The sequence below is a fragment of the Salinibacterium sp. TMP30 genome (genome assembly GCF_038397785.1).
GTDB lineage: Bacteria > Actinomycetota > Actinomycetes > Actinomycetales > Microbacteriaceae > Rhodoglobus.
The window spans coordinates 1,997,767-2,012,139 of sequence record NZ_CP151642.1 but is presented as its reverse complement, the minus strand read 5'-3'; the positions used below and the strand labels follow the sequence as shown (position 1 = coordinate 2,012,139).

Annotated in this window: 12 protein-coding genes and 1 riboswitch; of the genes, 6 read left to right on the top strand and 6 right to left on the bottom strand. The window is 60.4% G+C overall.

The features are described 5' to 3' along the window. The first annotated feature begins 16 nt into the window (after nucleotides 1–16). Nucleotides 17–1,705, top strand: a complete 1,689-nt coding sequence (locus AADH44_RS09715) for a VWA domain-containing protein (RefSeq protein WP_341952604.1) — start codon at nucleotides 17–19, stop codon at nucleotides 1,703–1,705. 89 nt (nucleotides 1,706–1,794) lie between these two features. On the opposite strand, the gene AADH44_RS09710 is transcribed toward AADH44_RS09715, so the two are convergent. Next, a complete protein-coding gene (locus AADH44_RS09710) occupies nucleotides 1,795–2,787 on the bottom strand; it encodes an arginine deiminase-related protein (protein WP_341952603.1) in 993 nt (330 codons plus the stop codon). A 7-nt stretch (nucleotides 2,788–2,794) separates the two neighbouring features. Further along, entirely contained in the window at nucleotides 2,795–3,826 is a 1,032-nt protein-coding gene (locus AADH44_RS09705; RefSeq protein ID WP_341952602.1) for an ornithine cyclodeaminase, read from the bottom strand. A gap of 131 nt (nucleotides 3,827–3,957) precedes the next feature. Between AADH44_RS09705 and AADH44_RS09700 the strand changes: the two genes are divergently transcribed. From AADH44_RS09700 to gcvP, 4 genes are all read left to right on the top strand, one after another. Next, nucleotides 3,958–4,389 (top strand): Lrp/AsnC family transcriptional regulator, encoded by a 432-nt coding sequence (locus AADH44_RS09700; protein ID WP_341952601.1) that lies wholly within the window; start codon nucleotides 3,958–3,960, stop codon nucleotides 4,387–4,389. A gap of 53 nt (nucleotides 4,390–4,442) precedes the next feature. Beyond that, a riboswitch (glycine riboswitch) is annotated at nucleotides 4,443–4,565 on the top strand. 138 nt (nucleotides 4,566–4,703) lie between these two features. Further along, nucleotides 4,704–5,861 (top strand): glycine cleavage system aminomethyltransferase GcvT, encoded by a 1,158-nt coding sequence (gcvT, locus tag AADH44_RS09695; RefSeq protein ID WP_341952600.1) that lies wholly within the window; start codon nucleotides 4,704–4,706, stop codon nucleotides 5,859–5,861. A gap of 2 nt (nucleotides 5,862–5,863) precedes the next feature. Next, a complete protein-coding gene (gene gcvH, locus AADH44_RS09690; protein WP_341952598.1) occupies nucleotides 5,864–6,235 on the top strand; it encodes a glycine cleavage system protein GcvH in 372 nt (123 codons plus the stop codon). After that, on the top strand, nucleotides 6,235–9,162 hold the full coding sequence (gcvP, locus tag AADH44_RS09685; protein ID WP_341952597.1) for an aminomethyl-transferring glycine dehydrogenase: 2,928 nt from the start codon (nucleotides 6,235–6,237) through the stop codon (nucleotides 9,160–9,162). The genes gcvH and gcvP overlap by 1 nt, the downstream gene beginning before the upstream one ends. A 16-nt stretch (nucleotides 9,163–9,178) precedes the next feature. Here the strand turns inward: gcvP and AADH44_RS09680 are convergent, their stop codons facing one another. The 4 genes from AADH44_RS09680 to AADH44_RS09665 form a co-directional block, all read right to left on the bottom strand. Further along, entirely contained in the window at nucleotides 9,179–9,685 is a 507-nt protein-coding gene (locus tag AADH44_RS09680) for a GyrI-like domain-containing protein (RefSeq protein ID WP_341952596.1), read from the bottom strand. Nucleotides 9,686–9,802: 117 nt separating this feature from the next. Then, a complete protein-coding gene (locus AADH44_RS09675) occupies nucleotides 9,803–11,161 on the bottom strand; it encodes an NAD(P)/FAD-dependent oxidoreductase (protein WP_341952595.1) in 1,359 nt (452 codons plus the stop codon). Nucleotides 11,162–11,320: 159 nt separating this feature from the next. Further along, nucleotides 11,321–12,112, bottom strand: coding sequence for a CPBP family intramembrane glutamic endopeptidase (locus tag AADH44_RS09670; protein ID WP_341952594.1), 792 nt, complete (start codon nucleotides 12,110–12,112; stop codon nucleotides 11,321–11,323). Beyond that, entirely contained in the window at nucleotides 12,109–12,510 is a 402-nt protein-coding gene (locus tag AADH44_RS09665; protein ID WP_341952593.1) for a DCC1-like thiol-disulfide oxidoreductase family protein, read from the bottom strand. The genes AADH44_RS09670 and AADH44_RS09665 overlap by 4 nt, the downstream gene beginning before the upstream one ends. Before the next feature lie 247 nt (nucleotides 12,511–12,757). Here AADH44_RS09665 and AADH44_RS09660 point away from each other — a divergent pair, with 247 nt between their 5' ends. Beyond that, entirely contained in the window at nucleotides 12,758–14,368 is a 1,611-nt protein-coding gene (locus AADH44_RS09660) for an ABC transporter substrate-binding protein (RefSeq protein ID WP_341952592.1), read from the top strand. The last annotated feature ends 5 nt before the right edge of the window (nucleotides 14,369–14,373 follow it).

The window sequence follows — 14,373 nt, the reverse complement described above, 5'->3', positions numbered from 1 at the left end:
GCTTATCCGCATAAGCATGCCCGCCCTTGCCACCCTGCTCACCCTGTCGCTCGCCGGTGGGGGCGCGCTTGTGGCGCTGGCCGCGCAAAACAAGCTCGACGACTTTGTCGCCCAGACTTTCGGATGCCCGAACGCAACCGAACTCGTTGTCGTTGCCGATCCCACTATCTCGTCGACAGTGCAGACCGTCGCCAATGCCTACAACGCCGAGCATGTCGGCAAGTGTTTGTCGGCGAAGGTCGTTACGCAGCGTTCCGCTGATACCGCAGCCCTGCTCGCTTCGGGCACCTCTACTGGTGCCGATGCGTGGATTCCTGACTCACCCCTATGGCTCAACCGGGTTGAAAGCACTGCTGTGTCACTCGGCCGCGAAGTTCCCGCAACGCAAGAATGGGACTCGATCGCGTCGAGCCCTCTCGTGTTCGCGACACCCGCCGTCAAGGTTGCCGAATTTGAGGCCACTGAAGTCGGATGGGGTGCCATGCTCGCCGGGCGCTACCGCACGCTCCTGCCCGATCCACAAGTTTCCGCCGCCAGTATGATCGCTCTCGCAACGCTTGATGATCTGGCTACCGCCGGTGACCCCGCCGATTTCGACCGCGCACTCATAAATCTCGGCCGATCCATCCCCGACTCGACACAAGCAGCCTTCACTGAGCTTCACATCTCAGACTCTCGCATGGTCGCTCTTGCAACCGAGCGAGAGATCGTCGCGCACAATGCGTCGAAGCCTGAGGAACCGCTCGTAGCTCTCTACCCCTCCGAGGGAACAGCAGCGCTCACCTATCCCTTCATCCTTGTTGCCAACTCATCAGTCTCAGCACTCGAAGAGTCGCGGATGACAGACGAAGAACGCGCCGTCCTCGCCGAAGCAGAAACTAATCGTGCCTCGTTGCTTGAGGGGTTCGCAAAACTAGTTCGTGGCTCCGACCAAGTGCTCAACGCCGAAGGGTTTCGCGACAACGCTGGCGGGGGAGAGATCCTTGCCTCCGGCGTCATCGCCGCTCCAACCCAAACCAGATCGATGGGAGACACTGATGAGATGGTGTCGATCCTGCGCAACTGGAACGCACTCAACCTTCGCTCGCGCATCCTCACCGTCGTCGATGTTTCGGGCTCCATGCTCGAGCGAGCCTGGGATGGTCAGCGCCGCATCGAGATGTTCCAAAACTCGGCAGAGGATGCCTTCAGCACGCTCTCCGAAGACGATGAACTTGGCATGTGGCTGTTCTCCAAAGAGCGCGTTGGCGTCGAGGACTGGGAAGACGTCGCGGGCATCCGTTCCATGAACGACCCCGAACACGTCAACAATCTGCAGGCCATCATCGACTCGTTACCTTCACGCATCAACGGCTACACCGGGCTCAACGACACCGTGCTCGCGGCAGTCACCCACGTGCGCGAAGCCTACAACCCAGACAAGGTTAACTCGGTGATGCTCATCACTGACGGCCGCAACGAAGACGACAACGGAATTTCGCTGCAGCAACTGCTCGACAAACTCACTTCCATGATCGACAAAGACACCGACGAGCCGGTACCCGTAGTGCTCGTCGGAATCGGCCCGGATACCGACGTCGAAGCGATGCGCAAAATCGCGCAAGCGACTGGCGGAACCGCCTACCAAGCAAACAACCCCACCGAGCTCAGCACTGTGATGCTCGAGGCGTTGTCCCAGCGCGACTGCCGCCCGAACTGCAGTTAGCGACAGCCCAGCACGCCGCGTCGCCCTAGCGTCGCACTGCACTGGGATCTGTGGCGCAGTCGGAGGGACCCGACTGCGCCACAGAACAGCTAGGCGCCAGCTGTCGGTGCTGCTTCGGTGGTACCGGCAGCGGGAACACCAGCAGCAACGTCGGCAGCCATGCGGGAACGACGATCAAGGTGGATGCCCGCAACCATGCAGCGCACCGATCCACCAGCCAACTCAATCGTCGGAATATCCAACGGCACAACCTGGCAACTCTGCTCAATTACCGAACGCTGAGCAGCCGTGAGGCTCTTCAACGCGCGACTAGATAACGCCAAGATTCGACCGTTCGACCCGCGCAATTCCAAAGCGTTGCCGGCAAAGTTTCCAATCTGATCGGCAGTCAAATCGATTAGAGTGCGGCCAGGTTCCGTCAAGCGCTCCGCAATCTCCATACGACGATCACCAGAGGCAATCAAGTCGAGCCCGATCATCGCAAAATCTGTCCCAATGCACATCATCACATTGGTGTGATAAATCGGCACCCCGTGGCTATCTCGCGCCTCGAACATCATCGGCTCATAGCCGAACGAGGCACAGAACCGTTCCAGCGCGAGAGGGTTTGCGCGGTGCGATTCTGCAGCATAAGCGACGCGGTTCGTGTGGTCGATGACCATCGCCCCCGTGCCCTCCAGGTAGATACCGTCGTGCTCCAGCCCCGAATAGTCGACCACATCCTGCACGCGAAAATCATGCTTGAGCATCTCAACCACATCGGTGCGTCGCTCGGTGCGGCGATTCGGAGCGTACATCGGATACACGGCCACGCGCCCGCCGCTGTGTGTCGAGAACCAGTTATTGGGGAACACACTGTCAGGTCGGGTGCTCTCCGTGTCCTCAAAGACATGGATGTTCACGCCAGCGTCGCGCAACGTTTCTGCGACCATCGTGGACTCGGCATACGCGGCGCGAGCAATCTCATCCGGGGTGCGCGTGGGATCGGTCGACTGGAATGCGTTGTCGCCGGCCGTCTGGCTGTTCGGGGTGAACAGGTGCGGTCGGATTAGTACTGCGGCCGAAGGGGCCTGAACGCTCACCGAACGCCTATGCGGTTAGCACGGGTGCGCGCGACACGAGCGAGAACAGGTCCTTGGGGTCGGATGGTTCGGCAATGAGGTCAAGGTCCGTTGCGTAGTCGGTGCCCCGAACAGAATCAAACACGTAGCGCAGGGCCGAGAAGTCTTCGATCGCGAATCCGACCGAGTCGAAAAGAGTAACTTCACTCGCTGATGTGCGACCGGCAGCCATTCCTGCCAGCACCTCCCACAGTTCGGTGATGGGGGAGTCAGCTTCGAGCTGCTGGATCTCTCCCTCGATGCGGGTTTGCTCGGGGAACTCTACGAACACTGTCGCGTTCCTCACGATCGCGGCCTCGAGTTCAGTCTTGCCTGGGCAGTCGCCACCGATCGCGTTAAGGTGCATTCCGGGTTCGATCATGTCTGCTGTAAGGATTGTTGCATCCGTCTTGTCTGCGGTGCAGGTGGTGACGATGTCTGCGCCAGCAACCGCATCCGCAGCGGAGGTTGCGCGCACGACCTGAAAACCGAGCGGCTCAACGTTACGAATGAACTTGTCGAGCGCTGCGGGGTCGGTGTCCCAAGCACGAAGCTGAGTGATACCGAGGCCGGCGCGGAACCCGAGTGCCTGGAACTCGGATTGGGTGCCGGTGCCGATGAGGGCGAGCACACGGGAATCGGGGCGAGCAAGAGCGCGGGCCGCGAGCACCGAAGTTGCGGCGGTGCGCAACGCGGTGAGCAGTGTCATCTCAGAAAGGAAAGTGGGGTAACCGTTGTCGACGCGCGCGAGCATGCCGAGAGCGGTAACGGTCTGAAAACCGTTGCCCGGGTTCGAGGGGTGGCCATTGACGTACTTGAATGCATACGTTTCGCCGTCGCTCGTGGGCATGAGTTCGATAACACCCTCGGGGGAATGTGCAGCAACGCGCGGGGACTTGTCGAACTGCGGCCACTTGGCATAATCCTGCTCAAGGTAGCCCACAATGCCCATAATGATTGGCTCGATTCCAGTGTCAGAAATCCAGCGCCTCATGTTGTTGACGTCTACGTAGTTGACCACGGTCACTCCCTTCGTTGCAGTATGGCTAGTCCCCACGTTACGAATATGCACTATGCACCGACAACAACCATTAGACGCGATTAGTTGACAACAACTGAGCATAATTGAGAGCGTTCCTATACACTTTGTGCATGGCTCAATTGGATGATCTCGACCGTCGCCTTCTCGCAGCCCTCAGGGCCGACGGGCGTGAGTCGATCGCGAGTCTGGCGCGCCGCCTCGATGTCACCAGAGCCACCGTCACCAGCCGCATTGACCGCCTCGTGAGCGGCGGAACAGTGCTGGGGTTTTCGGTGCGTATTCGCGAAGATCGTGATCCATCCTTCATCCGGGCAATCTCTTTTATCGAGGTAGAGGGGCGGTCTACGGATGCCGTGATCGGCAAGCTGCGAGGGCTGCCAGAGATCCACGAACTTCACACCACCAACGGCGCCTGGGATCTGGTGGCAGACATCCGCACCGACAGCCTCAGCAACTTTGACCGGGTGCTCGCCCGCATGCGCAATGTTGACGGTGTCGTCAACAGCGAGACGAGTCTGCTGCTCAGCTCGGCCCTGCTGTAAGCCTGCACACGTTGGGGATTGGTATGCTGAGCTAACAACTGAACATCGGGCCGCAAAACGATGCGGGAGAGCCGGGCCCCGGCGTTTGTCACCACCCGGTGATCGAACGCGGAGCACGGCACCGAAGGAGCAAGCCTCCCCGCCAATCTCTCAGGTTCATGTACCGCACCGCACTGGCCACTCTGGAAAGAGAATCTCGCATCACCATGAGGTTCCGCCGACGGTGAAAGCGCACTAGCTTGAAGGTGCGTGAAGCTCTCAGGCTCATCACAGAGGGGGAGTTCTATCCACTAGCCACGCGCCAGGAGAACTCCGTGACCGATGAATCAACGACTACAGCTTCATCCGCCGACTCTTCACCTGCTGCGGTGAGGTACTCACCGCTGCACAGCATCCACGAACAGCTTGGCGCGTCATTCACCGACTTTGCTGGCTGGATGATGCCGGTGCGGTACAGCTCCGACCTCTCTGAGCATCATGCCGTGCGCACAGCCGCAGGTATTTTTGACATCTCGCATATGGCTGAGATCCACGTACGGGGTGCCGAGGCTGGCGCCTTTCTCGACTACGCACTCGCGGGCAAGCTCTCGGGCATTGCTCTCGCGCAAGCGAAGTACAGTCTCCTGCTCAATGAGGCCGGCGGAATCATCGACGACCTCGTCACCTACCGCCTCGCTGACGAACATTTCTTGGTGGTGGCGAACGCGGGTAACCGTTTCGCCGCAGCCACCGCTCTCGCCGAGCGCGCTGCAGACTTCGCTGTCACGGTCACCGACGAGAGCGACGACTACGCCCTCATTGCCGTGCAGGGACCGGTATCGCGGGCCATCCTTGAAGCAACTGAAGGCCTCACAGACTTCGCGACACCGCTTGATGAACTCAAGTACTATCGCGAAACCGCTGCCACCTTTGCCGGCCACGACCTCATCATCGGCCGCACCGGGTACACCGGCGAAGACGGTTTCGAACTGTACATTCACGTGGGGGCCGCAGCCGACCTCTGGGCAGCGCTCACGGTTGCCGGCGAACCGCTCGGCCTCGTGCCCGCCGGTCTCGCCTGCCGCGACACTCTTCGCCTCGAAGCGGGCATGCCGCTGTACGGTCACGAATTGAACCTCAGCACCTTCCCGGTGCAGGCCGGGCTTGGTCGCGTCGTTGCCCTCAGCAAGGAGGGTGACTTTGTTGGCCGTGCGGCAATCGAAGTGGGCCCGGATGCTGGAGCTCGCGTTCTTGTCGGTCTCGCCGCAGAAGGTCGCCGTGCTGGTCGCGCCGACTACCTGATTTACCACGGTGACGCCGAAGTCGGAGTCATCACCTCCGGCGCACTCTCGCCCACTCTGGGGCACCCGATCGCCATGGCCTACGTCGACCCTGACGTGAGCGAGGTTGGCACCGAGCTTCACATTGATGTGCGGGGCAGCCGTATTGCTGCATCCGTTGTATCCCTACCCTTCTATAAGAGAGAGGCCTGATCATGGCTGAGAAGAGCGAATTGCAGTACACCGCCGAGCACGAGTGGGTGCTGGTTGACGGAAACGTTGCGACCGTCGGAATCACCGACTTCGCCGCGGGCAAGCTGGGCGACATCGTGTTCGTTGACCTGCCCAAGGTGGGAGACATCGTCGCTGTCGGCAAGATTGTCGGCGAGATCGAATCGACCAAGTCGGTGGGCGAACTCTTCGCTCCGGTCGCTGGCACCGTCGTCGAAGCGAACGACGCTGTTGCTGACAGCCCCGAGCTTGTCAACAGTGACCCCTTCGGTGAAGGCTGGCTCGTGAAGATCGAATTTGCCGACCTGCCGTCGATGCTGAGCCTCGACGAATACACCGCATTGACGGGCGAATAATGCCCAATCCTTTCGTCAGCGGCACCTTCGCCGACCGCCACATCGGCACGGACGCTGAGGCCCAGAGCGCGATGCTCGCCGCCGTCGGCTACGACAGCCTCGAATCGCTCGTGGATGCCGCAGTTCCGCCCGCAATCCACCAGACTCCTGTCGTGAATTCCACGATCCCGGCTCCCGCCTCGGAGCGGCAGGCGCTCGCCGAACTCCGCGCCCTCGCTGGCGCGAACAAGGTTCGCCGCAGCATGATCGGTCTCGGCTACTACGACACCATCACGCCGGCCGTCATCAAGCGCAACGTGCTCGAGAACCCGAGCTGGTACACGGCATACACGCCGTACCAACCCGAAATCTCACAGGGTCGCCTTGAAGCGCTGATCAACTTTCAGACAATGGTTGCTGACCTTGCCGGGATGACCACCACGAACGCGTCGATGCTCGACGAGGGCACTTCTGCTGTCGAGGGAATGTTGCTCGCTCGTCGTGCTGCCCGCGTGGAGTCGAATGTGTTCATCGTGGATGCAGACACTCTTCCGCAAACCAAGGCTCTGCTCGCGAATCGCGCGGAGGCGGTCGGGATTGAGCTTGTTGAACTCGACCTAGCAACACTGGGTGCGAACCCTGAGCTGCCCGAATGCTTTGGCGCACTCATCCAGTACCCGGGTGCGTCGGGCCGAGTCTGGGATTCCAGCGACGTCATCGCTGCGGTCAAGGCTCACGGGGGGCTCGCGGTTGTCGCGGCCGACTTGCTCGCTCTCACTATCCTGAAGTCACCCGGCGAACTCGGCGCAGATGTTGCTGTGGGAACCACGCAACGTTTTGGCGTTCCGATGGGCTTCGGCGGACCGCACGCCGGCTACATGTCGGTGCGTAAAGGTCTCGAACGCCAGCTGCCCGGCCGCCTCGTTGGCGTGTCGCAGGATGCGGCGGGTGACCCCGCGTACCGTCTCTCCTTGCAAGCTCGTGAGCAGCACATTCGCCGCGAAAAGGCGACCTCCAATATCTGTACCGCCCAGGTTTTGCTGGCGGTTATGGCATCCATGTATGCCGTCTACCACGGTCCGCAGGGACTCAAGCGGATCGCTCAGCGCATCCACCACGACACCGTCAATTTCGCAGAACGTTTGCGCGCCGCGGGCTACACGATCGAGAACGAGACTTTCTTTGACACCCTTTCGGTGACGAAGCCTGGGCAGGCTCACGCGATCGCTGCGCAGGCCCTCGAGCTCAACATCCTTCTTCATGTGGTGGATGCCGACACCGTGCGTCTGAGCTTCGATGAAGTCTCGACGCAGCCCTACGAGGGTATTTTTGCGGCGCAGGAGAACGACCTTGCGGCGGCTTTCGGACTGGCTCCTGGCTTCTTCAGCTATGTGGGTGAAGACACCAGCGTCCCTGAAGCCCTCGAACGCACGAGCGAGTACCTCACTCACCCGGTGTTCAACACGCACCGCTCGGAGACGAGCATGATGCGCTACCTCAAGTACCTCGCCGATAAGGATTATGCGCTGGACCGCGGCATGATCCCATTGGGCTCGTGCACGATGAAGCTCAACGCTGCGACCGAGATGGAAGCGGTGAGCTGGCCAGAGTTTGCGGGCATCCACCCCTTCGCCCCGGCGGAAGACGTTTCTGGCTACCTGGTGATGATTTCGCACCTTGAATCGTGGCTTACCGAGGTCACCGGTTATGACACTGCCTCGCTGCAGCCCAACGCCGGCAGCCAAGGCGAGCTTGCGGGACTCCTCGCGATTCGCGGCTACCACCGCGCCAACGGCGATGTGGAGCGCACGATCTGCCTCATCCCGTCGAGCGCTCACGGCACTAACGCTGCCAGCGCGACCCTCGCCGGAATGCGGGTTGTGGTCGTGGCCTGCGACGAACTCGGCAACGTTGACCTTGGTGACTTGCGCGCCAAGATTGCCGAGCACGCGAGTGAAATCGCCGCCCTCATGATCACCTACCCTTCGACCCACGGGGTGTACGAGCATGAAGTGCGCGAAATTACGCAGGCCGTGCACGACGCCGGTGGACAGGTTTATGTTGACGGCGCCAACCTCAACGCCCTCCTCGGTTACGCGCGGTTCGGTGACTTCGGTGGCGACGTCAGCCACCTCAATCTGCACAAAACCTTCTGCATCCCTCACGGTGGTGGCGGACCGGGTGTGGGGCCGGTTGTAGCGAAAGCACACCTCGCCGAGTTCTTGCCCGGACATCCGATGGCGCAGAGCCAGCAGCATCCGGCATTCGACATGCAGACCGGTGAAGCAGGGCCTTATGTTCACGCCGGGGGAGCGGTCAGCGCTGCGCCGTATGGCAGCCCAAGCATTTTGCCCATCACGTGGGCGTACGTGCGCATGATGGGTTCAGCTGGCCTTAAGGCGGCAACCGGTGCTGCAGTCCTCTCCGCAAACTACATCGCGGTGCGCCTGCGCGAGCACTACCCGGTGCTGTATGCGGGAGATAACGGACTTGTTGCTCACGAGTGCATTCTCGATCTGCGTCCGCTCAAAGAGGCGACCGGCATCGACAACAACGATGTCGCCAAGCGTCTCATCGACTACGGCTTCCACGCACCAACGATGTCGTTCCCGGTATCGGGCACACTCATGGTGGAACCCACCGAGAGCGAAGACCTTGCTGAGCTCGACCGCTTTATCGACGCGATGATTGCTATCAAGGACGAAGCGGATGCTGTCGCAGCTGGAACGTGGCCTGCCGATGACAACCCCCTCATCAATGCTCCGCACACGGCGCAGTCAGTGGTGTCGAGTGACTGGCAGCACGCATACTCGCGTGAACAAGCTGTGTATCCGTTGCGCTCGCTCGTCTCGGGCAAGTACTGGCCACCGGTTCGGCGCGTCGACAACGCATTCGGCGACCGCAACCTGCTGTGCTCGTGCCCGCCGATTGAGGCGTTCGCGCACTAACCAGTTGGCTAGCAGGTCATGCTGTCGCCGGCATCCGTGGGTTTGTACTGCGGATGCTGGCGACGCAAGGGAACTCGATTCGCGTAAGCAGTTCGTCGTCTGCTACTTCTGCTGGGCTGTTGAGGTAGATTTCGCGCGGCGGTCCGGCGTAGGTGTGGCCGTACGCGGTGAACCAGTCGAAGATCTGGTCGTACGTCGCTTTCAGCCCGTTGTAAGGACCAGTGTGGGTGACGGTGGCGACGAGGCCGCCGGGCAATTCGTGCGTGATCAGCACCGGATGCCCGCTAATTGCCCTGGTGATTGGCGTGCAGACTTCGCACTTCCAGCGGGAATCGGTGCGCATCTCATCGGTGTACACAACAATCACGGGGCCGTGTGGTGTCACACCGGTGTCGGAGAGTTGATGAAAGAGCCGGTTGATGGTGGCGTCGAGATCGGTGGACAGGGTTGCCAGCGTGGTCGAGAACGCAATGCCCGCGACCTGTTCAGAATCAACCGTCTCGAAAGATATCTCCTGCGACATGGCGCACACTCTACGCTTCATGGCTGCGGGAAGGTATAGGCGCAGCATTCACCGGCGAGCCATGCCGCAGCCTAGTCATGTGAGGTAGCCGTGGGCTCCGAACACGATAGAGCCCTTTTAGGCGTGGGCTTCGTTAGTGATGTCGTCGGCCACGATACGGCCCATGCGTATCGCTCCGTCAACGTGCTGATAGCCGGCGCCAGCGATGTCGCTGCAGGCGAAGTGGATTGGGCCGACGGGCGTGCGCAGGTCGTTGCCGTACCGCGAAAGCCCACCGAGATCAAAGCTCGCGGCGTAGGCGCCTCGAGTCCATTCCTCGGTGCCCCAATCGCTTTCGTAGTAGACGATCGGGCTCTTCGCTTCGGGCCCGTAGTAGTGCGACAGCGATTCGAGGATGCGGTCTTTACGCTCGGCAGCGGAGAGAGTGAGCGCGTCGTCGGCGTGCAGGTCGGATACAAACCCGACGAGGGTTCCGTGGGGATCATCGTGGTTGGTGTTGTCGTACGCTTCGTGCACGATCTCGTACGGGCTGAACGCAGTGCCGGAAAGGCCGTTGTCTCGCCAGAACGGGGTCTCGTAAACGGCGTGCACTTTGATGACGAAGCCCATCGATAGGTGCTGATACATCTGATGCTTGCGGCGAGGCATGGGTGGGACGAAAGAAATGCGGTTATATAGCACTGGAGCGAGTGCGACGATCGCGAAACGGGCGTGCACTGTCATGCCGTCTGCCACGGCGGTGACGCCATCCGGTCCCCATTCGAGGGCGCGTACTGGCTGCGAGAGGAAGACATCATCGCCGAGCTGCTCGGCGAGTAGCAGCGGAACCTGCTGGAGTCCGCCGACTACTCGCTTGTCGAGAATGAAATCAGCATCGACGAGGTGGCTGAAGCTGCCAGCACTGGCGGCCATCAGCAGCGCCTGAAGTGTCGAAAACGCGTGGGGAGGTTTCGTCAGCATGGCGCCAGCGATAAACATCGCGATGTTGTCGACAGCTTCTTTGTTGTCAGTCTGCTCATAGAGCCACGCTTCAAACGAGATCTTGTCCATCGCCTCCGCTTCCGCGTATTCCCAGGGGCGGTCAGGGTCTACTTGCGCGACCATCTCATCGAGGCGGTCGATCAGGTCGACGATAACTTTCTCGGTCGCGACCGGTACGGGGAAGATATCCCCAGTGAAGCGCGTGAGTGTGCCCGACTTATCCAGATAGACGCTGTCGCCTGTGCGGTAGCGGTCGAAGGTTTTGAGCCCTAACTCTGCGATTGTCTGGATGAGTGCGTCTTGGTCGGGCGACACCCATTGCCCGCCCAACTCAAGCATCGCACCGTCAATCACATCAGTCCACAACCGTCCGCCGGCACGGTCGCGAGCTTCCAGAACGGCGACCGATAGGCCAGCCTTCTTGAGGTCGTTGGCAGCAGTGAGCCCGGCAACTCCGGCACCGATGATGACGACGTCTCGGCGGATCACACTCATGTCGACTCCTTTGTCGATATTCGCCTTCTCTGGCGCTAATTCCTCACTATAGCTAGTGCTATGGGTGCGGCAAGAAATGTAGTCACAGTGTCGACCGGCGCAGCGGGGAGGTCGAGGAGGCGAAAATCGGGCGACGGGTGCACCGTCGAGGGCGCTGCATTACTCGGGGGTTCCGCGTGGTCCGAAGAGTTCGGGGAAGGTCACGGCGGCCCAGCCGTAGCCCACGAAAATAGCAGCATCAATGAGCGTGTGTGCGATGACGAGCGGGAGAACTCTGCGATAGCGCGTGTACAGCCAGCCGAAGAGAAGCCCCATCGCGGCATTACCGATGAACGCACCGATGCCTTGGTAGAGGTGGTAGGTGCCGCGCAAAATGGCCGTCGAGAAGATGATCTGCCAGCGGCCCCACCCCAGATCGCCGAGTCGCGCGTAGAGGTAGCCGATCACGATAATTTCTTCGGTGATGCCGGCGCGTAAAGCTGAAAGCAGCAGCACGGGAACTGTCCACCAGTATTGATCGAGCGCCGCGGGGACGACGTTCACCGTGACACCCAGGCTGCGGCCCACGAGGTACACCACGATGCCGGGAATCCCGATGACTAGAGCCAGCGCGACACCGCTCAGAGCATCGCGCGTGGGGCGCGTGAAATCGACGCCGAGTCGAGCCAGCCGCGGCCTCGTTGCGTTCCACAGCAGGAACGCTACAAGTGCCACCGGGGCGAGGTCGAAAGTTATCCCCAGGACTTGGTAGATCAAATCAAAGGTTGGCCGAGGGCTCAACGAGGAATTGAGCGTTGCTGTCTGCTGGGAGAGCGGTTCAACCCGGGTGAGTCGATTCGTGATCGATACGACTGAATAAATTGCGGATGCCCCAAGAGACAGCGCGAGCACGATCGAGATTTCTGCCCACAGTCTGCCCCGCGAGTGCGCGAGTGGGGGAGACGCGGTCACTCGGGGCGGCGCATTGCGCAGGCGGGCGTTCCCCCTGGAAGGCGGTGGCGATATCGGGCAACAAAACGGTAGGCAAGCGCACTTAGCGAACTGAATGGCTCGGTGGCGATGAGGTGGCCAAGAAAGCGCCATCCGATGGTTGGCTGGCTTCGCAAGAGTGCGGAGAATGCGAGGTGACCGGCAAATTGTCGAGTGGGGGTTACGAACCAGGCGGCTTTCTCGACATCGTCACGAGTGAGCGCGTGGTCGTCGAGATCGATCCATTGCCACGGTGTGCTTGTCGGAAACGCGGGGAGGATGGCGCGAAGCCTCTCAACCCACAGGCTGCAGAATGCGCAGTCTCCGTCGAAGATGAGCACCCGATTGTCTGGGGTGAGCGAAGAGCTTGTGGCAGCCATAGGACGATGTTAACTCACAATGCTGGGCGATAAGCGTGGAGACTTTGCGCAGTATTCTGCTGTCAGCCGCGGTTTGTGCGCGAAAATGCTGCAATCTCCGCACATAATCTTCACGGGCGTTACCAGTGTGTAACGTTTGGCTTTACAGTTTTGAATGGGGCATCCCCCCGTTTAGGGTGTGAACTATCACGCGCGGTGCGGCGCCAAAAATTCCGTACCGTTTGCAAATTCTGCACAGGAGGAAACATTGAAAAGATCACGCATAGGCTTCAGCGCGGTCGCGCTGCTGTCAGCCTCAGCGCTCGCGCTTGCGGGTTGCGCGGCCACCGAGGCACCGGCCGACGGCGACACTTCCGCGATCATCACCACCAACGGTAGTGAGCCACAGCAGTCGCTCATTCCCACGAACACCACCGAAACTGGCGGCGGCAAGGTCATTACTTCGATCTTCGCTGGTCTCGTTTCTTACACCGCCGATGGCGATGTAGAGAATGAAGTTGCGAAATCCATCGAGTCCGAAGATGGACAAACCTGGACGGTTACGCTCAACGAGGGATGGGAGTTCACCAACGGTGAGCCCGTAACCTCAGACTCGTTCGTCAAGGCATGGCAATACGGCGCCCTGCTCAGCAACGCGCAGAGCTCTTCGTACTTCTTCGACAACATCGAAGGCTTCAGCTACGACGAAGACTCAGAACTGACCGGGCTTGAGGTCGTTAGCGACACCGAGTTCACCGTTGATCTGATCAACCCTGAGGCAGACTTCCCGCTGCGTCTCGGCTACTCGGCATTCATGCCGCTGCCTGAGGCTGCTTGGGAAGACCTTGACGCTTTCGGTGAGAACCCGATCGGTAACGGTCCGTACATGCTCGATGGCGAAGGCGCTTGGCAGCACGATGTTCAGATCGACCTGGTAACGAACCCTGACTACAGCGGTGTTCGCACGCCCGTAAACGGTGGCGTCTCGATCATCTTCTACACGAGCCAGGATGCTGCATATGCTGACGCTCTCGGTGGCAACCTCGACATCCTCGATGCTGTCCCAGACTCCGCATTCGAGACCTACGAGTCGGACTTCCCGGGTCGCTCGGTCAACCAGCCTGCAGCGATCTTCCAGGCGTTCAACATGCCTTACTACCTTGACCACTGGTCTGGCGAAGAGGGCACGCTGCGTCGTGCGGCTATCTCAATGTCGATCGACCGCGCAGAAATCACGGATGTCATCTTCCAGGGCACCCGCACTCCGGCAACCGACTTCACCTCGCCAGTAATCGCTGGTCACTCCGACAGCCTCGCTGGCGCTGAAGTTCTTGACTTCAACCCGGATGAGGCAAAGAAGCTGTGGGCTGAAGCTGACGCGATCGCACCTTACGGTGACACGGTGTTCGACCTCGCATACAACGCCGATGGTGGACACCAGGCTTGGGTTGACGCTGTGGTAAACAGCATCAGCAACACGCTCGGCATCGAGGCCGTTGGTAAGGCATACCCCACCTTCAAGGATGCGCTGAACGACCGTGACGCTAACGCGCTCACCGGTGCAACGCGTGCTGGATGGCAGGCGGACTACCCGTCGCTGTACAACTTCCTCGGCCCGCTTTACGTTGATGGCGCTGGCTCGAACAAGGAAGGCTACTCGAGCCCCGAGTTCGAGAAGGTCCTCGCAGAGGGTGCAAGCGCATCATCGGTAGAAGAAGCAACGGCGAAGTACCAGGAAGCTCAGGAAATCCTCCTGGTCGACCTTCCTTCGATCCCGCTGTGGTACTCGAACGTCACCGGTGTCTACTCAGAAACTGTTGACAATGTTGTATTCGGTTGGGACTCTGTTCCCCTGTACAACGAGGTAACCAAGGGCTAATTAGC

What these genes read in the sequence shown, in the direction of transcription:
- AADH44_RS09675 (WP_341952595.1), bottom strand. Translation starts at nt 11,161, where the DNA reads ATGAGTGTGATCCGCCGAGACGTCGTCATCATCGGTGCCGGAGTTGCC.
- AADH44_RS09665 (WP_341952593.1), bottom strand. Translation starts at nt 12,510, where the DNA reads ATGGCTGCCACAAGCTCTTCGCTCACCCCAGACAATCGGGTGCTCATC.
- AADH44_RS09700 (WP_341952601.1), top strand. Translation starts at nt 3,958, where the DNA reads ATGGCTCAATTGGATGATCTCGACCGTCGCCTTCTCGCAGCCCTCAGG.
- AADH44_RS09680 (WP_341952596.1), bottom strand. Translation starts at nt 9,685, where the DNA reads ATGTCGCAGGAGATATCTTTCGAGACGGTTGATTCTGAACAGGTCGCG.
- gcvH (WP_341952598.1), top strand. Translation starts at nt 5,864, where the DNA reads ATGGCTGAGAAGAGCGAATTGCAGTACACCGCCGAGCACGAGTGGGTG.
- gcvP (WP_341952597.1), top strand. Translation starts at nt 6,235, where the DNA reads ATGCCCAATCCTTTCGTCAGCGGCACCTTCGCCGACCGCCACATCGGC.
- AADH44_RS09715 (WP_341952604.1), top strand. Translation starts at nt 17, where the DNA reads ATGCCCGCCCTTGCCACCCTGCTCACCCTGTCGCTCGCCGGTGGGGGC.